Here is a 26,448-nt window from a genome sequence, read left to right as displayed (position 1 = left end):
TTCTTCTTTTTGTTGTTATTACTTTTCAACGTTCATAAGACTTAATCTGTTTATCAAAATTTTTGGTTAATTCTTTAAAAAGAGATAAAAATTTTTGATTTTCGTCTTTTGTTCCAACGGTTACTCGAATTTTATTTTCTAAAGTGCCGGTGTATCTTCTCAAAAGTATTTTGTTTTCTAAAAAGTAGTTGTAAACAGCTTTGGCAGTTAAGCCTTCTATTTTATCAAAATCCAGGAGTATAAAATTAGCATCACTTTTTAAGGCAATTCGTCCAAGCTCTTTTGAAAGCTTATTTCTTTCTTCGATGATGTAATCAATTTTTTCTAAAATAAGATGGTAATTTTCTATTATGGTTTCTACCATCTTTTCGGTTAATACGTTAAAACTATAGGGGGATTTTATTTTCATTATTTGTTTAACTATTTCTTCATTAGCTATTAAGATACCTGCCCTAATACTTGCCAATCCAAACGCTTTGGAAAATGTTTTTAATAGTATAAGATTTGGGTAGTCTTTTAAATGCTGTATCATGCTTGTTTTTGAAAAATCCGCATATGCTTCGTCAACAATTACAGGGACTCCTGTTTTTAAAGCTTTTAAGATCTCATTTTTGGGTTGCAAGTTTCCTGTAGGATTGTTTGGCGAGCAGATAAATATCATACTTGTTTGATCATCTACGGATTTATCCAGATCTTTTATTTCGTAATCGCTATTCAAAGGAATTTTTTTTACTGAAAAGCCATTGAGTACAGAATAAAATTCGTACATTTCAAATGTAGGTGGGCAAACTATTACATTGTTTCCAGAAAAGATTTTAACCAAGTAAGATATCGTCTCATCGCTGCCATTTCCCACCACTATGTTGTTCATCTTTAGATCCATATTATATTTTGAAAAATATGAGTTTAAGAAAGTCGCTATTTTTTGTCTGATGTTGTCAGCAGTTAATTCAGGATAACGATTTATGTTTGTTTCTTTTATCTTTTGGAAAAAGATTTTTTTAAGATCTAAGGAAAGATCGAAGGGATTTTCGTTCTTGCTGAGATCTATGAATCCTTCATTGATATTAGTATTAGAAGGTTTGTACTCTTCAAAACTTTCTAAAATTGGGTTAAATTTCAACTTTACTTACCTCCCTCTGGGGAATGTCTCTTTTTTAATTCTTGAACAACTTCTGCTATATCTATTCCTTCGTAGGTTAATAATACCAACAAATGATAAATCATATCAGCGGTTTCGTATATTGTTCTTTCTCTATTTGGAGCAACCAAAACTTCAACCGCTTCTTCTCCGAATTTTTTATAGATTTTTTCCTTTCCCTCGTTAAACAAATAAGTTGTGTAAGATCCTTCTTTTGGGTTCTTTTTTCTATCTTTTATAATTTCTTTTAATTGGTTCAGAAAATCCAGCGAGTAATCTATATTAGATTCAGGTACTTTATCAATTTGTTCGATTTTTCTAAAACAACTTTTCGTTCCTAAGTGGCAAGCTGGTCCTGTTTGATCAACTTTTAAGAGCAATGTGTCGTTGTCACAATCTACGTACACTTCTTTCAATTTTTGATAGTTCCCGCTTGTTTCTCCTTTCATTCTGACCCTTTCTTTGCTTCTAGAGTAATAATGGACATATTTGGTTTCTAAAGTTTTATTAAGGGCTTCTTTGTTCATATAACCTAAAGTTAATACGTCACCATCCAGGTTTTGAACTATTACAGGTATGAGACCGTTGCTTTTCTCCCAATCTAATTTGTCTATTATTTGTTTATAATCTGACATTTATTCCCACCTTCTTCAATTGAATTTTGAGGTCCCCTGCACTGTAGATGCCAAAATGGAATATGGAAGCTGCAAGAGCGGCATCTGCACCTATTTGAAAAACGTCGATAAAATCTTTAACTTCTCCTGCCCCACCTGATGCGATAACTGGAATTTCCACAGCGTCAACTATTTGTTTGGTTAAATTCAAGTCATACCCCTTTTTTACACCATCGGTGTTCATAGAAGTAACCAACAGTTCCCCAGCTCCCAATTCTTGGCATTTTCTAGCCCAGTTAATAGCGTCTAAATCTGTTTTTTTACTTCCTCCATGTGTATATACTATGTACTTGCCACTTGTGGGATCTTTTTTTGCATCTATTGCAACTACTACGTTGGAACTTCCTATAATTTTTGAACTTTCTTTAATTAAATTTGGATTTTCAACAGCTGCTGAATTTATAAACACTTTATCTGCTCCAAATTTGATTATTTCTACCATTTGTTCGACCGTTTTTAATCCACCACCCACGGTGAAAGGAATGAAGAGTTCTTTGGCAATCTCCTCAACAAGATTTTTGAGTATATTACGTTTTTCTTTAGATGCTGTTATATCTAAGAATACGATCTCATCAACCCCATCTTTTTCATATTTTTTGGCAAGTTGCACAGGATCGCCTGCGTCCTGTATGTTCTCAAATTGTACGCCCTTTACAACTCTTCCTTCTTTTATATCAAGGGCTGCTACGATTCTTTTTGTCAGCATTATTGTTCACCTCTTAACTCCTCCAGATTGATTTTACCTTCGTAAAGAGCTTTTCCTATTATAGCCCCATCGAAACCTATATTTTCCAATTTTTTTAAATCTTCTTTTTTACTTACACCTCCGGCATAAATTACCTCTTCATCTTGCCAGAACCTTTTTATTTTTAAAGAAACACCTTCTAAAGTTCCATCTTTGCTTGTGTCTGTATATATGAATCTGTTGGTGTATTTTTTAAAGATAGAAAAAGCATCTTCTAAGATAATTTGTGAGTTTTCCAACCAACCTTTTGTTTTTAAAGTTCCGCTCTCAACATCCAAACTAATGGTTATATTGTTAAAAGCACTGGTGACTTTTTCTAAAAATTCTAAGTTAAAGGCTGCCGTACCTATGATCACATAAGTAACACCTATTTCGTAGGCATTTTTTATGTTCTCAAAAGTTCTTAATCCTCCACCCAGTTCAACTTTCAACCCGGTTTTTTTGATTATTTGTTTTACAACATCTAAGTTTTTTACAGAGCCTTCAAAGGCACCATCTAAGTCAACAATATGAATCAGATCGACATATTTTGAAAATTCTCTGGCTATTTCTATGGGATCTCCGTATTCTTTTATTTCATTTTTGCTACCTTTAAAGAGTCTTACCGCTTTTTTATTCATTAAGTCTATTGCGGGTATTATTTTTATAATAGAGTTTCACCTCATTATACTTTTTTAAAATTTTCTAATAATTCAATTCCTTTTTCTCCTGATTTTTCAGGGTGGAACTGTACTCCGAATACGTTTTCTTTTTGTACACTTGATGCGAATCTACAAATTTTTCCTCTGCTTTCATATTCTGTGTATGAAATTATGTATTTTTCTTCCGTTGTAACGTAATAAGAATGTACAAAATAGAAGAAGCTTCCATTTTCTATACCTCGAAAAATCAGAGAATCTTTTGTAAATTCAACACTGTTCCAACCTATGTGAGGTACTTTCATGCTTTTAAACTTAACCACTTTACCTGGTAAGTAAGAAAGTCCTTTGCCTTCATCTTCCTCGCTACTTTCAAATAACAGTTGCATCCCTAAACAGATACCTAAAAAAGGTTTGTTTTTGTCGATGTGTTCCAAGATATAATCTTTTAGAGGAAATATATTGTTTGAAACTATTCCGAAAGAACCTACCCCGGGTAGTATGATTTTATCCGCGGTTCTTATGTCATTTATTTCATTGCTAATAATGCCTCCGACAGCTTTTTGGACATTCGAAAAGTTACCGACCCCTCCATTTAATATGACTATTTTCTGCATATATACCACCTCTATAATTTGTAAACCTTGTTTGTACTTTCATGTTTCTCGCTTACTTCGAGGGCGGTTTTTAAAGCGTTACCCAGGGCTTTGAAAGAAGCTTCAATTATATGATGAGCGTTTTCACCATTTATTTGCTTTATATGGATAGTTGATTGTAAATACCTTGATAACCCCATAATTAATTCTTTGAAGTTACCTAATTCAAAACCTTTTTCAGTATCTTTGATGTTGATATCTATGTTTGCATAGGATCTTGAAATATCAACAGAAACGAGTATAAGGGCATCGTCCATTGGTAAGATGGAGGTTCCGAACCTTTTTATGTTTTTACCTTCCACTTCATTTCTTAAAAATTGGCCAATAGTTATTCCCATATCTTCCCATAAATGGTGACTTAGATCGAACTTTGCCTTGATGATTACATTTTTTTCCATGTAGTAAAACAGGGTTTTTAATAAATGGTTTAGAACAAGATCCCCAGTATCAACAAATAATTCCGTAGAGTAATTGATTTCTATGTCCGTTTCGTTAGTTTTTCTTCTCATTTCCTCACCTCCATAGACTTTTTGTGTTGGTACATACCTTCGATTTCAGCCATTCTTATGCCTAAGTATCTCTCTTTTAATAGCTCTTCTTTACTTACTTTTGCGATGGATATTTTCTTTGTAAAATCTGATAGGTTCAACACGGAGGAGAAACGCGCTGCACCACCCGTTGGCAGTACATGGTTAACTCCCAAGAAATAATCCGCCGCGGGTACAGGTGTGTAATCTCCTAAATAAATAGCTCCCGCATTTTGTATTAGAGGTAGTACTGATTCAGGATCTTTTGTCATTATTTCTAAATGTTCGGGTGCTATTTCATTAGTTTTATTTGCACAATCTTCCATACTTTTGAAAAGATATCTCTCTATCCCCTTTCTTTCGCAAAATTCATATAATTCTTTAGAAGTAGTGACCAAGAAAGATCTAGATTCATAACCATGTTCAAGTTGGGAGAGTAAATCGTTTAGAATGTATTCTGGTTTTGCTGTCTCATCTGCTATCACACAGATTTCTGATGGCCCTGCCAAACTGTCTATTCCAACTTCTCCAAACACCTGTCGTTTTGCTTCATTCACATATTGATTTCCAGGACCAAATATTTTATCTACTTTCTTCATACCGATGCCGTATGTCATAGCAGCAATAGCTTGAATTCCACCGATTTTGTAAACTTCTTTTATTCCCAACTTTTTTGCTATATAGATGATGTAAGGGTTTATTACTCCATCTTTTGGAGAGGAAGTGATTAACATTTCTTTTACACCTGCAATTTTGGCTGGAATAGCGACCATCAATAAACTCGAAGGTAGAGGTTTACCACCTGGAACATAGATACCTATCCTGTTTATTGGTCTATTAATCAGTCCATAAGTTGAGTTGTATTCATTGGAATATAAAATATCCTCTGTTTTTTGTTTTAGATGGTAATTCTCCAATCTTTGAATCGTTCTTTCTATTACTTCTTTATCTTGCGTTGGAATTTCTTCGCCGATATCCCATTCTTCAACTTTTAATTTTATATCTCCATCGTAATTATCGAATTGTTTTGAATACTTTTTTACTGCAGGCATTCCGTTGTTTTTTATGTCCTCCAATATCTGTGAAACATAGCTCTGTAATTCCATTATTTTTTCCCTCCCTTGATTTTTATACTGTTTTTAAAACTATGAAATTTTTTTAATTCACATTTTCCTCGTTTTTATATTTCTTTGCTTTATTTATTAAATCGTTTATAAAATCGAACTTCGTCTTTTGGGTTATTCTGTTTACCAAGAGTACTGCGGAGATATCCATGATCTTATATGCCTCTTTTAAATTGTTTGCTTTTATGGTATTTCCCGTATCAACAATATCTACTATGGCGTCGGCTATATCGGTTTTTGCAGCCAATTCTACCGCTCCGTTTAATTTGAGTATCTTCACTTTTAAACCTTTTTCAGAAAAGAAATTTTTTGTAATTTCGGGGTATTTGGTTGCTATTTTGTATCCTTCCATCTCTTGAAAAGAAGTTTCTCTGTTTTCGGGTAAAATGATACTCATTCTACATTTACCAAAAGGTAATTCTAATGGTATATAAACTTCGTTGCTCCTTTCAAGGGCAACATCACTTCCACATATCCCAATATCTACACCATTTTCTACGTATACAGGTACATCAAAAGCTCTTGGAAAATAAAAGGTATAACCATTTTCATATGATATAAGTTCCCTATTATCAGGTTCTTTAACATTAATACCTATCCTTTTTAGAAAGTCTTTACTGTCTTTCAGTAATCTTCCTGATGGCAATGCGGTTGATATTGTTGTCATTTCATCATCTCCCCTATAATATCCAAATTTAAAGCCATTCCACACGAATATTTGCCGTTTATCTTGTATTGACCACCGTTGCCTAAAAGGTAACCATTATCTGGTGAATATATTTCAAATACAATGTCTTCATAGTACTTCATGTATTTAATTGTTCCAAGATCTATATATAATCTTGGATCATTAAGGTTCTTAATTATGGTATTTAGTTTTGGAATATTTGTTTCTTTTCCTCTGTAATTGAAAAGAGTGGCTATGGATACTTTTATTTCTTCATCCAATGGAAGTGTTTCAATAATCTCAAAATTTCTTAGTTCAACAGCCCTTAAAATTTGGTTTCTGTATTGTGGGACTGTGTTTAAAATCCGCTCCCAACTTCTTATTGAACTTACATCTATAAAAAAGTTTTTTATACCCAAGAGTGAAAGAATTTCGATGGTTAAACGCAGAATTTCTTCTTCGATTTGGATTTCTTCCCCATTTAATATTTCAAATCCGAACTGCCAAACATTGGATAAATTTTCATCTAAAACTTCCGAAATGTAAAAGACTTTTTCTTTTTCTTCTACTTTATCCATATCGATCAACCAAGAAGTCACATCGGGTTTCAAAAGGTAAAAATTTTTCCCATCTGCAAATTTTAGTCCCTTTATTAAATTTTCAGAATACTTTGTTATGGATGGGGGAAACAGCTCGTAAAAATCGTGTTTAATTAGTACACTTCTGATTTTGCTTACAATATTTGATAATTTCTGAGATTCTGCAAAGATATCTTTTTTCATTTTAAACCCCTTTCGTTTATATTTTAAAAATAAAATAACCGGTCACGATTGATCGTGACCGGTTACTTTTAGCCTTGTATGAAGTGATTTATATACAACAACATACATGGCATGTGTTAACTCGGCCACGCCATGTATGATGATGAATATTTAAATTTAACAGTGTTGTTGAGTCGATGTTCGTCTTAAAATTAGACATAATATTTACCCCGTTTATTACGTATAATTAAATTAACTAACAAAATTTTATCATATTTTTGCAACAATGTCAAACGACTAAGACTTTTCTGAATAAAAAACAAATAGTTTTCTTAAATAACTGGATATTTAATGGCAATCCTGTTTATTTTATAAACTACTTTATTCGCGTAATAATCATTTCCACCACCATTGTACCAACCTATGGCTTTGTAAGTATCACCATGAGTCTCCATCAAATACTTCAAATAGGCTGTACCAACTAGTATGTTGTACCTTGGATCTACTAAAAGCCTATCTTCGATCCAATCTAAATTTGTTTCAATATAGTTCAAGCTTTCAAAAAGTTCAGAATATTTGTTTACTACAAACTGTGCAGTTGTTGGCCTGATCTGCATATAACCCACTTCTCCGTAAGGACCAATAATATTTTTGAAATTTGTTTCTGTGTCTATTATTGCCGCGATCATCAACGGAGATATTTCAAAGATTTTTGAGGCCTCCATAATAGATGAAACAAGCAAGTGCAATCTGTCTTGCGGCATATCCTTTCCAACTGCGAGTTTGTATTGTGAAGAAATAAAATCGAATAAAACTGTTTTGATCGTTATTTCTTCTTTGACATCATCTTGACTGTTAACGTTTACATAAGGGGATATAGAGAACATGGTCAGTGAAAATGTTAATAGTATTAAAATAACTGAATATCTTTTTTTATGCATTTTTGTATCACCTCTCTAATGAACCCCCACAATCCCTTCAACTTTTCTTCATTACATAAACACCGTAAGGTGAAAGTTCAACATAACCTTGGGCAGTTTCGTTGTTTCCAATAGACAATATTTCTTCTCCATTTTCAAGCAAAACGGAGCATTTGGAAGATTTTAGGTTATAATAAGCTATAAATTCATTTAATTGACTATAACACCTTAATTTTACCATATTTTGGTCAAAATTCAAAATCTCAATTCGTGCATCATCGATCCAGGGGTTAGACTTCCTAAATCGAATCAAATCTTTTATGGTGTTTAAAATGGAATTTTTTTGGTTTATCTGTTCTTCGACAGATTCACCTGAATATGGAGGGTTGAATTTATAGCCTTTCCATTCTGTTTGACCAGGCCCAAAACCATTTTCATACCAGTGAAATGGTTCTTGACTGTCTTCTGTAAAATTAACATCTTGCGGAATACCTTTCATTCCAGTTTCCTCACCATAATAGATAAAAGGAATGCCAGGAAGTGTGTAAAGAATTGAAAAGCCCAACTTCACTTTCTTTTCATCCTTTAAGTCAGACAGAATTCTTGTCATATCGTGATTAGTTAAAAAATTACCTGAAATAGATAGAACTTCACCGTCGGGGAGGTATTCCGTCATACATTTTTTCAATGTTTCTACAAGTTCCTGAGGTGACTCATTTTTTAATGTCATCTTTAGATCCTCCGCAAGTGGGAAGTTAAAGCCTATATCGAATATTCCTTCGTACTTTCTTACTATTTCCGGTGCATCCCATACCTCACTTATAACTAAGGCATCGTTTTTTATGGATTTTATATAGCTAACCATCTCTTTCCAGAATTCGATATTTTTTTCATGTTGGTAATGGAACCTCATCTTTTCAATGTCAAAATCAAAAATATGTTTTGCGGCATCCAATCTAAAACCATCAAAACCATTGTCTAACCAGAATTTAAAAATTCTTTTTATCTCGTCCCATAATTCTTTGCTTTCAAAATTAAGGTCAGGCGAGGCAGGACCGAAAATGCCATAAAAATATCTGTCACCTATCTTTTGCCAGATTTTACTTTCGTCCCAATGTCTTTTTTCTTGTAAATCAGCCTTCTCGTTGGCCCAAATAAACCAATTTTTGTACGGTTCTTCTCCCTTAAGTGCGCGTTGAAACCATTCTGATGTAACTGCAACGTGATTAATAGGAAGATCAAGGATAAATTTGATACCTTTTTTGTGTCCTTCCTGTAATGTCTCTCTTAAATTTTTTAGATCCCCATAAACAGGATTAACCTCGAAAAAATTGGAGACTGTATAACCGTGAAAGGCCGGAGATTTCATAATTGGTAGCAGCCAGACATGATCTATTCCCAAATCACACAGGTAATCCAATTTTTGTTTTAATCCCTGTAAATCTCCTAGGCCGTCACCATTTGAATCATAAAAAGAACGTAAATACAATTCATAAAAAGTCATTTGTTTTCCCCCTTTTCACTTATTTTGTTCAATCGCTTCAATAAATGCTTTAAAGATAGGATGCGGATCTCCAACTTTTGTTTTAAATTCCGGATGGTATTGAATACCAATATAAAAAGGATGAGAACTCAGTTCAATGGCTTCAACGAAATCTGTCATGGCGGAAATAGAAAGTTTATTAGGAGTATTTTTCCCTTTTTCAAACATGTTGTCGAACTCTTTGTAATTGACTTCATAACGGTGTCTATGCCTTTCAAAGACAGAATTTTTTCCTCCATAAATTTCGTGAAGTTTCGTGTTTGGAAGTATTTCAATATTTTGAGCGCCTAGTCTCATGGTACCACCCAAATTCAACATCTTTTTTTGTTCTTCCATCAAATCGATAACAGGATAAGGAGTATTTTCGTCGAATTCTGTAGAATTAGCTTCTTTGTAGCCGAAAACATTTCTGGCATACTCAATGACCATTAGTTGCATACCCAGACAAATCCCAAGAAGAGGAACATTATTTTCACGAGCATACTTTATAGCTTTTATTTTTCCTTCTGTTCCTCTTGCTCCAAAGCCGCCTGGGATAATTATACCTTCATATTTACTTAAAAGTATTTTGATTTCCTCTTCGCTCATTTCTTCTAGCTCTTCAGAGTTGATTAGATCAGGCCTTTTTGCACCACTTAAAAAAACACTTTCCATTATACTCTTGTAGGCATCATCGGTACCTAAATACTTGCAAATCATAGCAATTTTTAAGTTTTTAAATGTTTTAGGACATTTCCAGCTCAATTCTTCAACTTCTTTTGATATTTCCAAATTCAATTTACTTGAAATAAGCGAATGAATATTCTTTTCATAAAGAATTTGAGGAACTTCATAAACGTTTGCTAAATCCGGAAGGTTTACAACATAGTCTAAAGGAACGCCTCCGAACAAAGCTACTTTTTCAAGGCTGGAAAGGTCTATCTCTTTTTCCGTTCTTACCAAAAGCATATCTGGTTGGATTCCTATTCTTCTTAAAAGTTGAACGGATTGCTGAGTTGGCTTAGTTTTAAACTCGTTGGTAACATGTAAATAAGGAACAAAAGTTACGTGTATGAACATAAAATTTTCTCGACCTTTTTCAAAGGATAGCTCTCTTACAGCCTCTAAAAATATTTCACCTTCAATATCGCCAACAGTACCCCCTATTTCAATGAGCAAGACTTCAGTGTCTATCTCTTCGATCCTTTCTTTTACCCTTTCAGTAACGTGAGGCACCATCTGAACGGTAGCTCCTAAATACTTTCCTTCTCTTTCTTTTTCGATAACATATTTATACACTTGGCCTGCTGTCATATTGTTGAAACTCTTCATTTCTATCCCCAAAAATCTCTCGTAATGGCCTAAATCAAGATCCGCTTCGTAGCCATCTTCTGTTACAAAAACTTCTCCATGTTGGTTGGGGTTCATAGTTCCAGCATCTACATTCAGATAAGGATCTATTTTCAATGAATTGACGGTTAATCCCAGCTCTTTTAAAAGTCTTCCTATTGAAGCAGAAACAACTCCTTTACCTATACCGCTGAGTACTCCTCCGGTTACTATAATGTATTTTTCAGCCATTATTTTATTTCACCTCTTTTTTAAGAAAAAATTACCATATTTTAAAAAACAAGGGGGAGCGAAAGCTCCCCTCTTTTTATGATTGAATCAATCCTCATCGTCAATGTTCAATTTTTCAGTTAATAAATTAACCGCAGTTTCAACGGTTTTGATTTTTTCTAACTCTTCATCCTCTATTGTTACCCCGAATTCGGATTCAAAAGCCATGGTTAAATCCACTAACTCTAAAGAATCCGCATCTAAATCATCGGTAAATGAGGCATCCAATGTAACTTCGTCCTCGTCGACACTCAATGTATCTACGATTATTTCTTTTACTTTTTCGAACAACTCATCCTTTGTCATATTTGTTTACCTCCTTAGCCATTATTTATCATTTTCCGAACGTTGGTCATTGATAAAATTCGTGTCAATTATAATGAGTTATTTTGGTTTTGTCAAGTTTCTTATTTTCATAAAAGTAAAATATTTATGAAATTTCTCTTTTTTATGAGCTAACCAATATTTTTACGGATATTTATTATGATCTAATCTGTTTTTCAAAATAAACACTTTAGAAATAAAAAGATTTTCAAAAATAAGATTCTGATTTTAAAAGGGTTACAGGGCGGAGCACTTTTGCTGAGTTGTGCAAAAAGCTTTTTCATAATAAACTATGATTTTGAACTTGGGGATCTTAAGGGGTTTATCCCTTAACGTTTGGGCGAAGGGGAGCTAAATCAGAATGTATGCAACTTAGAATGATGGAGGTATTTTAAAAATTTTTTAATTCTGGAAATATGGATTAAAGAAGGTTTCAGGGTTTCCAAAGATAGTATTTTAAAAGAAAATGGCGTTATATGGTATAATTATATATATAATTACAAGTTAAGTAAAGAGGAGATTGCATTGAAATATGAGAATGAGAGAAAGTATAGAATTCCTGATATATATCTATTTAAAAAGTTAGTCTCACTTGCCTTTGATGAATGGCTTATACTTCAATGGTACGATAAAAATGGTTTGAGAACGCGGTTAGAGATTAAAAAGGGAGAAAAAGTGTGGACTTCAAATTTTAAAAAGGAAATAACAAAGGGATTAAGAGAAGAGGAAGAAGACTTTCTAAACGAAAAAGAAATCGACTTTGATAATTTAAAAAGTCAAAGGATGGTAATGAAAAAAAGATATCTTTTAAATAAAGACCCGGAAATAGTAGTAGACGAGTTGTTGAACCCTGATAATTGTATAAGATACAAAAAGGAATTTTCGAAGATTATGTATCTTCTAGAAATAGAAGAAAAGGAAAAGAAGGTTGATTTAACGAAGTTCTTGATGGATTTTTTAGGCGACATTTTCTGGAAATTGAAAGACTTAACTTATTTAGATGGATACAACAATTCCGACTTTGCAGGGGAACATGAATGCGACATAAACAAACTTGTCAGGATGTGAAAAATCAAAATGGGGAAATTAATTCTAGTTGGCACACCCATAGGTAATTTTGAAGATATTACGTTAAGAGCCTTAAAAACGTTGAAAGAAGCTGACTTGATACTCACCGAGGACAAGAGGGTTACCTTGAAATTGATAAACCATTTTGAACTTGGAAAAAAGGAGTTATTCACTTTCAACGAGACAAACTCAGAAAAGATTATGGACACAGTTCTATCTTTGATCGAAAGTCATAATATAACAGCCTTAGTGTCAGATGCGGGGATGCCTGTTTTGGCGGACCCTGGCTTTAACTTGGTACAAAGGTGTTGGGAAAATAGTATTAAAATAGACCTGGTGCCAGGCCCTTCTGCATTGACTTCTGCTTTAGCTGTAAGTGGATTCCCTGCTTCCAAGTTTTTATTCTTAGGTTTTTTACCTCGAGATAAAAAATTGAGAAGACTTTTGAGAGAGATAAAAGAGTTCAAATATCCAATAGTTTTTTTTGAATCTCCAAATAGAATAATAAAGACCTTACAAGAGATTTTGGATAATTTTGGAGAGATAGAAGTGTTTGTTGCGAGAGAGATTACGAAGCTTTACCAAGAATTTTTTAAAGGGAAAATTTCTGAAGGGATTAAATTTTTTGAGTCCAAAGATCAAGTGAAAGGAGAGCTGACCGTTGTTATTTCCCCAGCAAGAAGAATTTAAGTTTGAAAGCATACAAGAGTTGATAGAATATTTGAACAGTATATTCACCAGTTCTCCTCTTTACAGGCAAGAAATCGAGGTTATCGGAGATGTCACTCATGCAAAATACAGTAAAAGAGGGGACCTCTACATTGAACTTTCTCAAAGAGTGAGAAGTTCAAATTATTCTATAACTATAATTTTCAGTCAATCTACTGTTCCATATGTATTTGAACATTGTAGTGTTGATAACGAAAGAGAACTTCTCAATAAAAGGTGGAAGTTTCAGGGCATTGTTAACTTTTGGAAAAGAGAAGCTAAGTATGTAGTATCTGGTTCATCAATAATACCTTTAGGCGCTTCTGAAATAGAAAAGAAGAAAAAAGAAATATTGGAAAAGTTGGAAAAGAGCAATCTTCTAAGAAAAGTGGAACATGAACTAATAGAACTTGATCCAATAAAAAAGATAGCCGTTATTACTTCACCAACCGCTGCAGGTTTTGGGGATTTTCAAAAAAACATTAATCATTCTAGGTTCATTCCTATTGTACATTTATATCCTGCTCCTATGCAGGGAGCAGAAACGGTACCTGGGATCAAAAAAGCTCTGTTCGCCATTTTAAAATCGGGTATTGATTATAATGTAGTTGTGATAATCAGAGGGGGCGGTTCAAAAAGCGACCTGATGTATTTTGATGATTTTGAACTTGGTTCCCTTATAGCAAAGTTTAGCCGAAAGATCCCTGTTCTTACAGGAATAGGTCACGAACAAGATTCTACTATCCCTGATTTTGTTAGTTGGAAAAACTATTCAACACCAACGGAAGTATCGAGAGATATAGTCAATCAAATTAACTATTTCACGGATACTTTAGAGAATTTAGAAAAAAATATAACCTATTCTTTTACCAATATTTATTCCCAGATGGAGAACTTACTTTCTTTCAATACAATTAACAATATTAAATATTACCTCGGTAGAGAATTAATAAATTTGTTCAGAACTTTGGACGAGGATCAACTTAGCATTAATAGAAAGATCAACCAAATGATTGAAAGTAGTGAAAAATCAATCTCTCTAAACAAATTAGTCTCTATTCAAAGGTTTATAGAATATAGCATCAAAACTTACAATCAGGATATAATAAGTACAACGAATGAAATTATTTCTGAGTTGAAAAGTAAGTTCGAAATATCAGAAAGAATTTTATTTAGTACTTTTCAAGAACTTACTAAGTCGAGTCCTTTTGCTGCTTTTTTAAATAACGGAGTTTTGGTAAAAAAAGGTGAAGAGATCATTGATAGTGTTGAAAAATTACAAAGAAAAGATGAGGTTAAATTAATATTTAAAGATGGGGAAGCAGATTCGAGCATCGAAAAGATTCAAAAATGGTGATAACTTTAGATGGGCGGGCTGCGGGGCGCAGGGGCGCTAAACATGGTTAAAGTTTCTAAAAGCAAGAAGAAATTCAATGAAAGAGGTGAATAAAGAAGGATGGAAGAAATAATTAAACTCAGTGAAGAAGAAATTAAAAACTTAAGTTTCAAAGAACAATTAGAACTCTTGGAACGTATCAACGATTACTTTCAAAATGAAAAACAAGACGAATTGGACGTTGAAAATGCCCTTGAAATTTACAAAAAAGCGTTAGATATACTTACCTACGCAAGAGAAAAATTAGTCAATTTAAAGGAAGAAAAAGCACAAATTGATGAAAAATACGAAAAAATAAAGAGTCAATTAAGCGAGTCGGCTGGTATCGATTAATGTTAATTTAATCAAAAAATAATATTTATTGTGTATAATAATAGCAGTAAAGAACATTTAAAAGAGGACGATGGATAATAATGTTTATAGCGGTTGGAAAAGGTGTTTTTGTGCCTACGGAGAGGATTCATTCTGTGGTGCCCGATTCTTTTGTTCAATTTGGTAGAATAAAAAAGATCTATCAAGGAATAGATGTAGTTACTCAATTTGGAGATGAAAACGAGTTAGAAAATTTGCCACCTCCATTAAGTGCTTCAGTCAGTTTGATTGACGCTTCATATGGCAAAGCGGTCAAATCAATTATTTATATGGATAGTGGTCAAATAGTGTTATCTACACTCGAAGCCAAAAAAATTATAGAAAAGATCAAGAAAGGAAGGCGATAAATTATGGCAATACCTATGCCGGTAGTTATAGAAACTGAAGGAAGATACGAAAGGGCTTATGATATCTATTCTAGATTGTTGAAAGATAGAATAGTTTTTTTAGGAACACCGATAAACGATGATGTAGCTAATCTAATAGTTGCCCAGTTACTCTTTTTAGAATCTCAAGATCCAGACAAAGATATTTTTTTATACATAAACTCTCCTGGAGGTTCTGTAACCGCAGGATTAGGCATATACGATACAATGCAGTATGTTAAACCGGATATTTCAACTATATGTATAGGTCAGGCTGCTTCTATGGGAGCTGTTTTGTTGGCCGCTGGGACAAAAGGTAAAAGGTATTCTTTACCTTATTCAAGAATAATGATACATCAACCATGGGGTGGCGCCGAAGGAACAGCGATGGATATACAAATCCACGCTAGAGAAATTTTAAGATTAAAAGATGACCTAAACAACATACTTAGTAAACATACTGGACAATCTTTAGAAAAAATAGAAAAAGATACCGAGAGAGACTTTTTTATGAACGCGCAAGAAGCTTTAAACTATGGTCTTATAGATAAAGTAATAACAACGAAGAGTGAAGCCACTAAAGAAAACAACAAAAAATAATGAAACAATGACTGAATAACATCAACCAAATTTTATCAATATTTCAAATCAAAAGAGGGCGCCAGAAACAATGCGTCCTTCTTTTGATTAAAAAAAGCTTTTATATTAGCAATAAACCAATTTGAAAAACAAGATTTAGATTTTAAAAAAGTAACAAGGCCTCAAAGAATATGAGGAGGGTCAATTATGAGTGATTTAACTCCGATGATAAAGCAATATCTAAAAATAAAGGAAGAATATAAAGACTCTATTTTACTTTTTAGACTCGGAGATTTTTATGAAACCTTTTTTGAAGATGCTAAAAAAGTCAGTGAAATATTGCAAATTGTCTTAACGAAAAGAAATGGTCATCCTATGGCAGGAATTCCATACCATGCCTTGAACAACTATTTAAAAAGGCTTTTAGATGCTGGGTATAAAGTAGCTATATGTGAACAAATGGAGGATCCTCAAAGCTCAAAAGGTATAGTTGATAGAAAAGTAACTAGAATACTGACACCTGGTACCATCATAGATGAAGGTATGTTGGAAGAAAGTAACAGATTTACCGCCTTGATCACCAACCATGGGAATTTGTATAAAATAGCTATTTTTGATTTTTCAACCGGTGACTTCTATTTAGACACATTTGATTTCAAAGAGGATGAACTATTAGACTTTATCTCTTCATTTGGGTTGGTACAGATTTTGCTATCTAAAGAACTTGAACCATTATCAAAAAAGATAAAAAACTCAACCAATGAGATTTATGTAGAAATATTGGACGAATGGTATTTTTCAAACAATTTTAAAGACCATTTGAAAGAAACGTACGAAGTTTTAAGTTTTGATCATTTGGATTACGATGATGGAGAATTAAAAGTAGCTGATGCTGTTTTAAAGTACTTAGAAGTCACACAATTTTCAAAGATTAAACACATGAAACTTCCGAAACGATTTAAGACGAAAAACTACATGTTTTTAGATTCCAACACTATAGAAAATCTTGGAATTCTTCCTACAAATTCAAACAAAGGGAAAACTCTTTACGATATTCTAAAATTCACAAAAACCAGTATGGGGAATAGAAAATTAAGAGAGTTCATCCTTACTCCTCTCACCGATAAAGAAAATATAGAAGAAAGGTTAAACAAAGTCGAACATTTAGTTGAAGATCCTCTTTTATTAGAAGAACTAAAAGAATATTTGTCATCTGTAAAAGATCTCGAAAGGATCTCTTCCAGGATTTCTTTGATGAAGGCAACCCCAAAAGACCTTATAGCCTTAAAGGATTCTTTGGAAGTTATTCCCTATATAATCGAATCTTTAACTTCAAATCCAGGATTGTCTGATTTTTTTGATGGTATAGATTTACTTAAAGAAGTTAAAAATTTTATCGAAAATACCATTATCGAAGAACCATCTCTTGCTCCTGGTAGCGGAAAAGTAATTAAAGAAGGTGTTTCAGAAGAGTTAGATGAATACAGAAACATATTTAATAACTTAGATAACGTTTTGAAAGGTATTGAAAAGAGGGAGAAAGAAAAAACTAAGATTAGCAGTTTGAAAGTTGGAAGGAATAAGATCTATGGTTTCTATATAGAAGTTTCAAAAGCGCAATCCTCTAAAGTTCCCGATAATTACGTAAGGAAACAAACGTTAGTTAATACGGAAAGGTACACAATAAAAGAATTAGAAGAAGTTGAACAGCGCTTAGCTTTATCAGAAGAAAAAATAAAGGTTATTGAAAAAGATATTTACGATAAGGTATTAACACATCTAAGTCAATATGTAGATAAAATAGAAAAACTTTCCAATAAGATCGCTGAATTGGATGTTTTTAGATCTTTCGCAGAGGTTAGTAGAGTTTACAATTACAAAAGACCAACTTTTGTGCAAAATTCCAAAGAAATAAAGATAATCAACGCAAGACATCCGGTGGTGGAAAGATTTGTTGATGAGTTTACTCCTAACGACTTAAATTTAAGCGAAGACAAATTTTATATAATCTTGACAGGCCCTAATATGAGTGGAAAATCGACTTTTATAAGGCAAATAGGGCTTATAAGTGTGATGGCACAAATTGGTTGCTTTGTGCCCGCTGAAAAGGCTGAAATCCCAATTTATGACGGTATATTTACAAGAATCGGAGCGAGGGACGATATCGTTAGCGGAAAATCAACCTTTTTAGTTGAGATGCTAGAGGTTTCAACTATATTGAATAAAGCAACGGATAACAGTCTTGTGCTCCTTGATGAAGTTGGGAGAGGGACGAGTACGTTAGATGGGATTTCTGTTGCATGGGCAATCTCAGAATATTTATTTCAAGTTAAAAGATGCAATACAATCTTTGCTACCCATTATACCGAGTTAACTTATATGTCGCATATATACGAAGAAGTTGCTGCAAAAAGAATAAAAGTTGTAGAAACTATGGATGGGGTTATATTTTTACACAAAATTGAAGATGGCACCAGTGACAACAGTTACGGTATAGAGATAGCAAGATTGGCAGGATTTCCCCTAGAAATAATTGAAAGATCAAAAGAAATACTAACTCAATTGTCAAATAGAGTTGACTTGGAAAGCAGATTGAAGAGAATTAAAAATATTAATAAGAAAAAATATGAATCACATGAAAATCAGTTAAAAATGTTTTAATTTATGATATAATTACAAAATAGGTAAAATATTAATCCTAAGGAGGGAAAAACAATGCCTTTGAACGAAGAAAATGATTTCGGAGAAATAAGCATTTCAGAAAATGTGTTAAAAGATTTAGTTTACAAAAGTGTAGAAGGTTATCTGAAAGAACAAAAGGTCTATAACGAGAAAATTCAAAAAGAATTGCAAAAGAGTATCAAGATTATAATTAATGATGATTCCAGTGTTAGTGTTTCGTTAAAGGTACCTGCTAAATACGGTGAAAACATCGTTGAATTTTCTAAAAATATTCAAAAAGCCGTTAAAGACGATCTTGAAAGAATTGCAGAGGTCTATATATCAAACATTGACGTGTCCATTGAAAATCTTGTAAAACCCGAAGAGTTGGAAGAAGAATACGAAGAAATAGAAGAAGAACCCTTAGAAAATGAAGAACCCCTTGAAAGTGAAGAAAAGGAGGATGAAGAGCAAAAGGACAAGAATGAATGAAAACATATCAAAAAAAAGGATGATGAGAAAGCTAATTTTTGAAAGTCTTTTCCAACTATCAATAAAGGATGTTAAGTTAGACAATATATTATTCACTTTTGAAAAATTAAACGAAAAAGCGCATTTGGAAGAAAGTTATTACTTGGAAGCTAAACAATACATTGAAAATATTTATAAAAATAGAAATGAGTATGATGAGTTAATTAAAAAATACTCAAAAGATTGGCCCATAGAAAGAATAGGAAACATCGAAAAAACTGTGATGAGGATCTTTATCTATGAGTTAATAAACAAAAAAGATATACCCGTCAAAGTAATATTAAATGAATCAACGGAGTTAACCAAAACTTATGCGACACAAAAAGCCGCCGCTTTTGTTAACGGTATTATGGATAAGATCGCACGTTCGCAAGCATCGATTATGTAGAGTCACAAAAATTGAAAGGGGGGGAAGTATAGATTTTGAGTAACTAAAAATCTATACGGAATGTATGTCATCACTAAATACTCCTCTGTATAAAGCACTTAAGAATATGAGTTACAAGGAATTAGAAGAAATAGCTCAAGAAATTCGAAAGTATATTTTCAACGTTGTATACAACAACAATGGTCATCTTGCTTCGAATTTAGGTGTTGTGGAATTAACAATCGCATTGTACAGGATATTTGACCCCATAGAAGACGTTATTATTTGGGATACCAGTCATCAATCTTATGTACATAAACTTTTGACGGGTCGTTGGAAAGATTTCAAAACCATACGTGAAAAAGGTGGATTAAGTGGATACACAAATATCTACGAATCACAAGCTGATAGATTCGGTGCCGGGCATGCAGGGACCTCTATAGCAGCTTCCCTAGGTTATGCACTATCTGATAAAATAAAAAATAGGAAAAGAAATATAGTTGCTGTTATTGGAGATGGAGCCTTAGGTTCTGGAATGTCTCTTGAATCGTTAAATCAGTTGAGCTATCAAGATGCAAAAGTTAAAATAGTTCTAAACGATAACAACATGGCTATTTCGAAAAATGTAGGAACGATTTCCCAATTGTTGAATAATTTTAGAATAAAAAGAGAATATACCCAAGCAAAAGAAATTTTAAAGAGTTCTTTAGAAGATTCTTCCTTAGGTAAGGATGTAGAATCAGTTTTAAAGAAAGTGAGAAACGCTTTAAAATTCTCTATTTATGATACCCCAGCTTCACTATTTGAAGAGTTAGGAATCAAATATTATGGACCTGTCGATGGACATGATATCAAAAAAATGGAAGAGTTTTTGGGATTCATTAAAGATTATGATGAGAAGTCTGTAATACTGCATGTTGTCACTACCAAAGGTAAAGGTTTCGAAGAAACTGAAAAATCTCCTACCAAATATCATGGCGTATCAAAAAAGGAACCGAACAAGGTTTCTTACAGTAAAATTGTTGGACATACGTTATCCCACTTAAAAGATTATGAATTTTTAGCATTTACGGGAGCCATGGCCGATGGAACTGGCTTAAATATCCTTCAAGAAATATGTCCTGACAAAGTCATTGATATGGGTATCACGGAACCAAGTATAGTCACTACGGCGTCTGCTCTATCTTTAGGGGGAGTTTTGCCGGTTGTTGATATTTACTCGACTTTCATGCAAAGAGCATTTGACTCACTTATTCATGATGTAGCCTTACAAAAGATACCTGTTTTGTTTTTGTTAGATAGAGCTGGTTTGGTTGGAGAAGATGGTCCAACTCATCATGGGGTTTTTGATATAGCATATACGAGGTTAATTCCAAATGTTGAAATCTGGACCCCGTTGAACGCCCAAGATTTAGCTAATATGATTTATACTTCTGTGATAAAAGGTTTGAAGAAACCTAGATTTATTAGATTTCCAAGAGACGGGGAAACGATAGAAATAAAGAATATACTCGACAATCTTCAAATAGTAGATGGTGAATGGAAGTATCTAAAAATGGCTGATTCTGGAATATATATTCTTGCCGTTGGAACTATCTCTCAAAATGTTTATGAAGCACTCAAAGGTTATGACGTTAATATAATTGGGGTACGAAGCGTCAAACCTTTAAATGAATACTTTTTGGAAATATTAGAACAAAGGGCTGAATACATTTTTGTTTATGAAGAGGGAAGTTTGAAAGGTGGTTTCAACGAAGAGATATTCAAACTGAGAAATAAGAAAATTTACTCGTTTGGTGTGAAAGACGAGTTTGTTTCTCATGCAACAAGAGAAGAACAATTAGACGAATGCGGTCTTTCTATAAAAGCAATAAAAGAAAACTTTGAAAAAATTATCGGTGGCGTTAAAACACAATCATCTAAAAAAAGGGAGATTAAAAAATGATAAAAAATAAACTTTTTTTAGTACTTTCCATATTCTTTATCATAACTACTGTCACGTATGCTTTTGAGTTATTAATAACCCCTTCCTATTCCTACACTCTTAATTCAACAGGCGATACAAACACTCAACAGAGTTTAGATTACACTGGGGGAAGGATTTCTTTTTTAATTCCAACCGAAGATGGTGAAGAAATTTCTTATGGCCCCTATTTGGGATTTTTCTACAATTACAATTTATTAGATAGTTTGGAAAGTGTAGAAGATGTTGGAATTTCTCTCGGTTTGAATATGAAATATACAACCAATATAATTGGCAATTTAGATTTTTTGGTAACCGCCTTCGGAGGCGTACACACGGAAGATTATTTTAAAACCTTTAAAACGGAAATACTTATTAATGGAGGTATCAGCTACAACAATTTATCTCTGTCTGTTGGTTACGAGACCCGATACTACGAAGAAGAAAGCCTGACCGTTAATTATCTACCAATCTCGTTGGGAGTGAGTTTTAAATTTTAGAAAAAACCTACAAGGATTTGGAAATCGAAAAAATATTAAATTTAATTTCAACCTATAGTCATACCGATTATGGGAAAGGGTACTTTTTAAAAAATGTAAAAATGTACAAAGATCTAACAGAATTAGACCGAGAAGTGAACATTTCTCGAGTTTTTTTTGATATGGCGATTAAAGGTACATTAAAGGATTTGTATGGTTTAAGTTATATCCCTTCGATAATGGAAAAGATCGGCAACAAAGAAAGTGTTGAAGGGAGAGAATTCAGAAAGATTGGAGAGTTTTTGGAAGACGGTTATGCCATCCACAAACATTACAGCGGTATAAATGATTTACTCACTGAAAAGTTATCAGAGTACAAACCTCTACTTGAGTTAAAAGATCAGATCTTTAAAGTTTTTACTCCTGAAGGAGAAATTAAAGATAACGCCTCAATCGAATTAAAAAGAATAAGGAACGGCATAGACACGGTAAAACGTCAATTAAATATAGAATTCAACAAGATAAAAAGTAAGTATATTAAATACCTTTCTTTAGACCAGCCTGTGGAAAGAAACGGAAGATTATGCATAGCGTTAAAGAGTGAAAATAGAAATGTCATAAAGGGTATTACCGTAGGAAGATCCGATTCCGGTGCTACTTTGTTCGTAGAACCAGATACCATTATAGAACTAAATGAAAAGCTTACAGATTTATTCTCACAAGAGAAGAACGAAATCAATAGGATACTTTCAAATTTGACCTTTGAACTTCAAAAAAACAAATTTAAAATAGAAAAAAATATAGAAATAATAGAATATATAGACGGCAATATAGCGAAAGCAAGATACGCCAAAGATATGAATGCAGTATTCACTCAACCCCATGCAAATAAAAAGATACTTCTCAAAGAACTAAAACATCCATTAATACCAAAAGAAAAAATAGTCCCCATAGATGTAGAACTGGATAGAAACGGAATGATAATAACGGGTCCCAACACAGGTGGTAAAACGGTTTCTTTGAAATCAATTGGATTAGCCTTTTTTATGGCTCATTCTGGTTTACCAGTCTTAGCTTTAAAGGCTGAAGTACCTTTTATAGAAGAAATATACACGGATATAGGTGACCAACAAGATATATCTCAAAATCTAAGTACTTTTTCTGCCCATTTGTTGAACTTAAAAAATATACTTGAAAACGTTAATGAAAAATCTCTTGTATTGATAGATGAATTAGGAACAGGAACCGATCCTATTGAAGGAGCTGCCTTAAGCAAAGCTATTTTGAAATATCTGCTAATGAAAGGGCCAATAATATTTGCTACTTCACATCTGTCTGAGATTAAAACATTTTCTTTGGAAGAAGAAAAACTACTCGCCGCTTCTATGTCTTTTGATATTGAAACACTTAAACCTACATACAAACTAATGGTAGGCGTACCTGGAGCATCCCATGCCATTGAAATAGCAGAAAGATTGGGGATTGACCCTCAAATAATAGAAGAAAGTAAAATAAATCTCAATGAAGAATTTTCACAAAGTGAAAAAATACTCAGTAAATTAACTTCTATTCACAATGAATACGAAGAAAGTTTAGAAAGGATCAAGAAGAAAGAAAAAGAGACCGATAAAATGAAAAAAGAGTACGAAGAAAAACTACAAAAACTAAAGAAAAAAGAAATAGAAAGTCTCGAACCCGAGTTGTATCAACTTAAAGAACAGATAAAAAATATGAGAAACCAGATTCAAACCATATTAAAAGAAATTAAGCAAAAAAAAGATCAAATCGATTTACAAGAAATCAGCAAAAAACTAAAAGAATCTGAAAATATGGCTTCACAACTTGAAGAGATGAGAAAAGCGTTATCTCAAAATCAAAAAGGGCGAAAAATCGAAAAGTCTAAGATAAAAGTTGGAATGAAAGTAAAAACCTCTAATAATATTGAAGGGACAGTAAAAAGGATTACAAACTCGAAGATAACCGTTCAGATTGATGGTTCTCCGATAGAGATAACTTATAATCCAACGGAAATCGAACCAATAGTTAACACAGATAATGATAAAAATGACGAGAAAAGGATTCACGTTAAAATAGATCAAAAGAAAAATATGAACCCTGAATTAGATATTAGAGGTTATTCAGTAAATGAAGCTATACCAGAAATAGAAAAATTTATTTCCGATTTAATAAGTTCTGGAATAAAAGAGGGAAGGATAATACACGGAAAAGGAACGGGGAAACTAGCTACGGGAATTTGGGATTATTTAAGAAAATCATCTCTAATCAAAGATTTCAAAATCGCTCGAAGTGAAGAAGGGGGAACAGGGGCGACGGTAATAGAAGTTTAAATAATGGGGGGAAATGGAAATGCTCTTTGGACTTGATATAGGTACAAGGACTCTTGTAGGGACATTGGCAGAATATGATGAAGAAACAGAAAATATAATAATCAAGCATTTTGCAGAAGTTGAGCACGAAAATAGAGCGATGCTTGACGGACAAATTCATGATGTCAACAAGGTTGCAAAAGGTGTATTCAAAATAAAGAAAACACTGGAGGAGGAAAGTTCCATCAATCTTTCCGAAGTTGCCATCGCTATAGCTGGTAGGTTTCTTATCTCTTCAATTGGCTCATACAGCCTTGATATTTCAACTCATGGTTATTTAGACAGTGAAACAATCAAAAAGATGGAACTCGAAGCCGTCAAAGCGTCTACAGAAAAATTAAACTACTCCCAAGAAATGTACTGTGTAGGATACTCCATATTATACTACAGTCTTGATAATCAATGGATTAAACATCTAGAAGGGCAAAGAGGTAATCAAGCAAAAGTAAAAGTTTTGGCAGCTTATCTACCAAAAAATGTTGTAGAAGCTATGATGTCTGTATTGGATAAAGTTGGATTAAAACCAATCCATGTCACATTGGAACCGATAGCCGCAACAAGTTTAGTTGTGCCTGAGGACTTGAGAAGCCTGAATGTTGCGATGGTGGATGTAGGAGCAGGAACAAGCGACATATCCATATCAAATAAAGGGGTAATAACAGGCTATGGAATGGTACCTTTAGCTGGAGATGAGATAACAGACACTATCTCTCAACAACTATTGGTGGATTTCAAAACTGCTGAAAAGATAAAAAGGCAATTATCTCAAAGCGATGAAATTACATACAACGATATTCTGGATAATCCACAAATTGTAAGAAAAGAAGAAGTAATTAACATAATAACCCCTGTTATAGACACCATAACGGATAAAATAGCTAAAGAAATATTAAATCTAAATGGGAAACCTCCTGTTGCTGTGATGGTAGTAGGTGGTGGAGGAAAAGTACCAACTTTCACCGAAAAATTAGCCGGCAAACTTGGACTTTCCAAAGAAAGGGTATCTTTAAAAACTACCAAAAACTTGGAGAATATCATTTTTGAATCAAAAAGAATGGAAGGTAGTGAATACATAACCCCTTTAGGTATAGTAAATGTCGCACTGAAAAAACAGGGTAGTGTATTCAATACCATTAAAATAAACGGAAGAAATGTAAATATGTTAATCATAGGTAAAGACATGAACGTTTTACAGGCGTTACTACAATCAGGTTATTCTCTAGACAAATTGGTTGGACTGCCCTCCCCTGCGATAGCTTTCGAACTGAACGAAAAATTACAGATAAAAAAGGGAAATATGGGCGAAAAGGCAAAAATAACAGTAAACGGAGTATCGGCGGATATACATTCTCCCATTAAACCAGGAGATCACATTGAAATAGAAGAACCTAAAAATGGAAAACCTGTCAATTTAAAATTGAAAGACGTGATTCAACCCATTGAATTTTATTTAAATGGAGAACCCAAAACCACTTATCCTGTAGTAATAAAAAATGGTGAAAAAATAGAAAGCTTAGAAGAAGAGATCAAAGATGGAGATAAAATATTTACTTCACCTCCAAAAATAGAAGATGTATTTAAAGAGTACAACGAGAAAATTTTCTTCACAATAAATAACCTTCCATATGAAGTCCCTGTGGGTACGATTATCATGAAAGACGAAGAAATCTTAGATAAAGATTATCAAATAAAAAATGGAGATCTTCTAAAAACAAAGGCGGTAAAGCTTCCTAAGATAAAAGAATTCTTGGATATCGAAACCGAAAAGATGAAAGTATTTTTAAACGGGAAAGAGGTTCATTTAAACAAAGAAGAAATAATCGCATCCTATGATGGAAAAATAATTGACATAGAAGAAGAAGTGAGCAATGGAGCAAATTACTCGATTAAAAAGGTAAAAAAGGATGTTCAATTAATAGATGTATTTTCTCATCTTTCCATAAACATGGAAGAAATTCAATCTTATGAAATTTACTTAAATGACCAAAAAGTCGAAAGCTTTCTACAAAAGATCGAACCAGGTGCGAATGTGAGGTTGTTAATCAATGATCAGAGGAATAGGAGTTGACATCGTAAAAGTCGACAGGATCAACGAAAAAAACGTCCAAAAAATTCTCTCTCAAAAAGAAAAAGAAATATACGATACGTTTAAAGGGCAAAAAAGAAAAAAAGAATATGCAGCGGGTCGTTTTGCAGTAAAAGAATCTTTAATAAAATGTTTCAAAAGGTTTATTCCTTACTCACAAATTACCG

General features: G+C 33.1%; 27 protein-coding genes. 14 read left to right on the top strand and 13 right to left on the bottom strand.

The features are described 5' to 3' along the window. Positions 1 to 25: 25 nt before the first annotated feature. From hisC to acpP, 13 genes are all read right to left on the bottom strand, one after another. Complete coding sequence (hisC, locus tag AA81_RS06795; RefSeq protein WP_103898622.1) at positions 26 to 1,123, bottom strand: histidinol-phosphate transaminase; 1,098 nt, start codon at positions 1,121 to 1,123, stop codon at positions 26 to 28. A gap of 2 nt (positions 1,124 to 1,125) precedes the next feature. Beyond that, positions 1,126 to 1,776: a bifunctional phosphoribosyl-AMP cyclohydrolase/phosphoribosyl-ATP diphosphatase HisIE gene (hisIE, locus tag AA81_RS06790; RefSeq protein ID WP_103898621.1), complete on the bottom strand. Its 651-nt coding sequence runs from the start codon at positions 1,774 to 1,776 to the stop codon at positions 1,126 to 1,128. Beyond that, positions 1,763 to 2,521, bottom strand: coding sequence for an imidazole glycerol phosphate synthase subunit HisF (gene hisF / locus AA81_RS06785; RefSeq protein ID WP_103898620.1), 759 nt, complete (start codon positions 2,519 to 2,521; stop codon positions 1,763 to 1,765). Before hisF ends, hisIE begins: the two co-directional genes overlap by 14 nt. Beyond that, entirely contained in the window at positions 2,521 to 3,180 is a 660-nt protein-coding gene (gene hisA / locus AA81_RS06780) for a 1-(5-phosphoribosyl)-5-((5-phosphoribosylamino)methylideneamino)imidazole-4-carboxamide isomerase (protein ID WP_211292668.1), read from the bottom strand. Before hisA ends, hisF begins: the two co-directional genes overlap by 1 nt. A gap of 44 nt (positions 3,181 to 3,224) precedes the next feature. Continuing rightward, entirely contained in the window at positions 3,225 to 3,815 is a 591-nt protein-coding gene (hisH, locus tag AA81_RS06775) for an imidazole glycerol phosphate synthase subunit HisH (protein ID WP_103898618.1), read from the bottom strand. Positions 3,816 to 3,826: 11 nt separating this feature from the next. Continuing rightward, complete coding sequence (gene hisB, locus AA81_RS06770; protein WP_103898617.1) at positions 3,827 to 4,363, bottom strand: imidazoleglycerol-phosphate dehydratase HisB; 537 nt, start codon at positions 4,361 to 4,363, stop codon at positions 3,827 to 3,829. Further along, positions 4,360 to 5,487 carry a histidinol dehydrogenase gene (gene hisD, locus AA81_RS06765; RefSeq protein ID WP_103898616.1) on the bottom strand — a complete coding sequence of 376 codons (1,128 nt, stop codon included), beginning with the start codon at positions 5,485 to 5,487 and terminating at the stop codon, positions 4,360 to 4,362. Before hisD ends, hisB begins: the two co-directional genes overlap by 4 nt. Before the next feature lie 52 nt (positions 5,488 to 5,539). After that, entirely contained in the window at positions 5,540 to 6,163 is a 624-nt protein-coding gene (gene hisG / locus AA81_RS06760; protein ID WP_169999660.1) for an ATP phosphoribosyltransferase, read from the bottom strand. Between the two features lie 5 nt (positions 6,164 to 6,168). After that, complete coding sequence (locus tag AA81_RS06755) at positions 6,169 to 6,954, bottom strand: ATP phosphoribosyltransferase regulatory subunit (RefSeq protein WP_103898614.1); 786 nt, start codon at positions 6,952 to 6,954, stop codon at positions 6,169 to 6,171. Positions 6,955 to 7,265: 311 nt separating this feature from the next. Then, positions 7,266 to 7,874 carry a transglycosylase SLT domain-containing protein gene (locus AA81_RS06750; RefSeq protein ID WP_103898613.1) on the bottom strand — a complete coding sequence of 203 codons (609 nt, stop codon included), beginning with the start codon at positions 7,872 to 7,874 and terminating at the stop codon, positions 7,266 to 7,268. Between the two features lie 37 nt (positions 7,875 to 7,911). Further along, the gene (locus AA81_RS06745) at positions 7,912 to 9,357 is read right to left on the bottom strand and encodes an alpha-amylase family glycosyl hydrolase (RefSeq protein WP_103898612.1); all 1,446 of its coding nucleotides are present in this window, start codon (positions 9,355 to 9,357) and stop codon (positions 7,912 to 7,914) included. A gap of 15 nt (positions 9,358 to 9,372) precedes the next feature. Next, positions 9,373 to 10,956, bottom strand: coding sequence for a CTP synthase (gene pyrG, locus AA81_RS06740; RefSeq protein ID WP_103898611.1), 1,584 nt, complete (start codon positions 10,954 to 10,956; stop codon positions 9,373 to 9,375). 87 nt (positions 10,957 to 11,043) lie between these two features. Continuing rightward, the gene (acpP, locus tag AA81_RS06735) at positions 11,044 to 11,301 is read right to left on the bottom strand and encodes an acyl carrier protein (RefSeq protein ID WP_103066801.1); all 258 of its coding nucleotides are present in this window, start codon (positions 11,299 to 11,301) and stop codon (positions 11,044 to 11,046) included. A gap of 543 nt (positions 11,302 to 11,844) precedes the next feature. Here acpP and AA81_RS06730 point away from each other — a divergent pair. The 14 genes from AA81_RS06730 to AA81_RS14185 form a co-directional block, all read left to right on the top strand. Next, a complete protein-coding gene (locus AA81_RS06730; RefSeq protein ID WP_103898610.1) occupies positions 11,845 to 12,387 on the top strand; it encodes a hypothetical protein in 543 nt (180 codons plus the stop codon). A 9-nt stretch (positions 12,388 to 12,396) separates the two neighbouring features. Beyond that, on the top strand, positions 12,397 to 13,077 hold the full coding sequence (rsmI, locus tag AA81_RS06725; RefSeq protein WP_103898609.1) for a 16S rRNA (cytidine(1402)-2'-O)-methyltransferase: 681 nt from the start codon (positions 12,397 to 12,399) through the stop codon (positions 13,075 to 13,077). Further along, positions 13,049 to 14,452: an exodeoxyribonuclease VII large subunit gene (gene xseA / locus AA81_RS06720; protein WP_103898608.1), complete on the top strand. Its 1,404-nt coding sequence runs from the start codon at positions 13,049 to 13,051 to the stop codon at positions 14,450 to 14,452. Before rsmI ends, xseA begins: the two co-directional genes overlap by 29 nt. A gap of 99 nt (positions 14,453 to 14,551) precedes the next feature. Continuing rightward, positions 14,552 to 14,824, top strand: coding sequence for a hypothetical protein (locus AA81_RS06715; protein WP_103077570.1), 273 nt, complete (start codon positions 14,552 to 14,554; stop codon positions 14,822 to 14,824). A gap of 80 nt (positions 14,825 to 14,904) precedes the next feature. Beyond that, positions 14,905 to 15,210, top strand: coding sequence for an extracellular matrix/biofilm biosynthesis regulator RemA family protein (locus AA81_RS06710; RefSeq protein WP_103078180.1), 306 nt, complete (start codon positions 14,905 to 14,907; stop codon positions 15,208 to 15,210). A gap of 3 nt (positions 15,211 to 15,213) precedes the next feature. Continuing rightward, entirely contained in the window at positions 15,214 to 15,828 is a 615-nt protein-coding gene (gene clpP / locus AA81_RS06705) for an ATP-dependent Clp endopeptidase proteolytic subunit ClpP (protein WP_103077568.1), read from the top strand. Between the two features lie 186 nt (positions 15,829 to 16,014). Next, positions 16,015 to 18,468, top strand: coding sequence for a DNA mismatch repair protein MutS (gene mutS / locus AA81_RS06700; protein ID WP_103078179.1), 2,454 nt, complete (start codon positions 16,015 to 16,017; stop codon positions 18,466 to 18,468). A 54-nt stretch (positions 18,469 to 18,522) separates the two neighbouring features. Continuing rightward, positions 18,523 to 18,960: an Asp23/Gls24 family envelope stress response protein gene (locus AA81_RS06695; RefSeq protein ID WP_103898607.1), complete on the top strand. Its 438-nt coding sequence runs from the start codon at positions 18,523 to 18,525 to the stop codon at positions 18,958 to 18,960. Next, complete coding sequence (gene nusB, locus AA81_RS06690; RefSeq protein WP_169999656.1) at positions 18,932 to 19,387, top strand: transcription antitermination factor NusB; 456 nt, start codon at positions 18,932 to 18,934, stop codon at positions 19,385 to 19,387. The genes AA81_RS06695 and nusB overlap by 29 nt, the downstream gene beginning before the upstream one ends. 64 nt (positions 19,388 to 19,451) lie before the next feature. Continuing rightward, on the top strand, positions 19,452 to 21,311 hold the full coding sequence (gene dxs / locus AA81_RS06685; protein WP_103898605.1) for a 1-deoxy-D-xylulose-5-phosphate synthase: 1,860 nt from the start codon (positions 19,452 to 19,454) through the stop codon (positions 21,309 to 21,311). Continuing rightward, positions 21,308 to 21,829: a hypothetical protein gene (locus AA81_RS06680; protein WP_103898604.1), complete on the top strand. Its 522-nt coding sequence runs from the start codon at positions 21,308 to 21,310 to the stop codon at positions 21,827 to 21,829. The genes dxs and AA81_RS06680 overlap by 4 nt, the downstream gene beginning before the upstream one ends. Beyond that, positions 21,823 to 24,156, top strand: coding sequence for an endonuclease MutS2 (locus AA81_RS06675; RefSeq protein ID WP_103898603.1), 2,334 nt, complete (start codon positions 21,823 to 21,825; stop codon positions 24,154 to 24,156). The genes AA81_RS06680 and AA81_RS06675 overlap by 7 nt, the downstream gene beginning before the upstream one ends. A gap of 19 nt (positions 24,157 to 24,175) precedes the next feature. After that, positions 24,176 to 26,263, top strand: coding sequence for a pilus assembly protein PilM (gene pilM, locus AA81_RS06670; protein WP_103898602.1), 2,088 nt, complete (start codon positions 24,176 to 24,178; stop codon positions 26,261 to 26,263). Next, the coding region (locus AA81_RS14185; protein WP_169999652.1) for a 4'-phosphopantetheinyl transferase superfamily protein at positions 26,241 to 26,448 on the top strand (208 nt) is incomplete at its 3' end. The genes pilM and AA81_RS14185, both read left to right, overlap by 23 nt.

Source organism: Petrotoga halophila DSM 16923, from assembly GCF_002924615.1.
Note: the sequence above shows the minus strand (reverse complement) of the source record. Positions and strands in the feature narration are given on the sequence as shown.

Bases quoted from the DNA above. Each gene is read 5' to 3' on its own strand.
- hisIE (WP_103898621.1), bottom strand. From the start codon at position 1,776: ATGTCAGATTATAAACAAATAATAGACAAATTAGATTGGGAGAAAAGC.
- hisF (WP_103898620.1), bottom strand. From the start codon at position 2,521: ATGCTGACAAAAAGAATCGTAGCAGCCCTTGATATAAAAGAAGGAAGA.
- hisA (WP_211292668.1), bottom strand. From the start codon at position 3,180: ATGAATAAAAAAGCGGTAAGACTCTTTAAAGGTAGCAAAAATGAAATA.
- hisH (WP_103898618.1), bottom strand. From the start codon at position 3,815: ATGCAGAAAATAGTCATATTAAATGGAGGGGTCGGTAACTTTTCGAAT.
- hisB (WP_103898617.1), bottom strand. From the start codon at position 4,363: ATGAGAAGAAAAACTAACGAAACGGACATAGAAATCAATTACTCTACG.
- hisD (WP_103898616.1), bottom strand. From the start codon at position 5,487: ATGGAATTACAGAGCTATGTTTCACAGATATTGGAGGACATAAAAAAC.
- AA81_RS06755 (WP_103898614.1), bottom strand. From the start codon at position 6,954: ATGAAAAAAGATATCTTTGCAGAATCTCAGAAATTATCAAATATTGTA.
- AA81_RS06750 (WP_103898613.1), bottom strand. From the start codon at position 7,874: ATGCATAAAAAAAGATATTCAGTTATTTTAATACTATTAACATTTTCA.
- AA81_RS06745 (WP_103898612.1), bottom strand. From the start codon at position 9,357: ATGACTTTTTATGAATTGTATTTACGTTCTTTTTATGATTCAAATGGT.
- pyrG (WP_103898611.1), bottom strand. From the start codon at position 10,956: ATGGCTGAAAAATACATTATAGTAACCGGAGGAGTACTCAGCGGTATA.
- acpP (WP_103066801.1), bottom strand. From the start codon at position 11,301: ATGACAAAGGATGAGTTGTTCGAAAAAGTAAAAGAAATAATCGTAGAT.
- rsmI (WP_103898609.1), top strand. From the start codon at position 12,397: ATGGGGAAATTAATTCTAGTTGGCACACCCATAGGTAATTTTGAAGAT.
- AA81_RS06715 (WP_103077570.1), top strand. From the start codon at position 14,552: ATGGAAGAAATAATTAAACTCAGTGAAGAAGAAATTAAAAACTTAAGT.
- AA81_RS06710 (WP_103078180.1), top strand. From the start codon at position 14,905: ATGTTTATAGCGGTTGGAAAAGGTGTTTTTGTGCCTACGGAGAGGATT.
- clpP (WP_103077568.1), top strand. From the start codon at position 15,214: ATGGCAATACCTATGCCGGTAGTTATAGAAACTGAAGGAAGATACGAA.
- mutS (WP_103078179.1), top strand. From the start codon at position 16,015: ATGAGTGATTTAACTCCGATGATAAAGCAATATCTAAAAATAAAGGAA.
- AA81_RS06695 (WP_103898607.1), top strand. From the start codon at position 18,523: ATGCCTTTGAACGAAGAAAATGATTTCGGAGAAATAAGCATTTCAGAA.
- nusB (WP_169999656.1), top strand. From the start codon at position 18,932: ATGAAGAGCAAAAGGACAAGAATGAATGAAAACATATCAAAAAAAAGG.
- dxs (WP_103898605.1), top strand. From the start codon at position 19,452: ATGTCATCACTAAATACTCCTCTGTATAAAGCACTTAAGAATATGAGT.
- AA81_RS06680 (WP_103898604.1), top strand. From the start codon at position 21,308: ATGATAAAAAATAAACTTTTTTTAGTACTTTCCATATTCTTTATCATA.
- pilM (WP_103898602.1), top strand. From the start codon at position 24,176: ATGCTCTTTGGACTTGATATAGGTACAAGGACTCTTGTAGGGACATTG.